Annotated in this window: 1 protein-coding gene; it reads right to left on the bottom strand. The window is 71.7% G+C overall.

The features are described from left to right. Window positions 1–272 (bottom strand): hypothetical protein (locus AC1RPR_RS08840; RefSeq protein ID WP_481763578.1); only part of this gene is annotated, 272 nt, incomplete at both ends.

Raw genomic sequence — 272 nt, 5'->3', positions numbered from 1 at the left:
GATGGATGGTGCCGACGACACCCGGTGCGTCTGTGGCGGAGAAGGCGCTGACGGCCAGGTGGTCAGGAGCCTCCATGTCGATCTGCCGTGGCCTGCAGATCTCGTCGGTCACGTCGGAGAAGGTGGGGGCTGCCGCGGTGACGTCGGCCATCGGCATCCCGAGAGTGACCGGCCCGATGCCGTCGAACCCGATCGTCCAGGTGGAGGGGCCGGCCGCCTCCGCCGTCGGCTGCGGCGCCGGTGTCGCCGTGGGGGTAGGCGTCGGAGTCGGC

This window comes from Dellaglioa sp. CoH-57-MRSF-22, from assembly GCF_056781895.1.
This window is presented reverse-complemented; position numbering and strand designations above follow the sequence as displayed.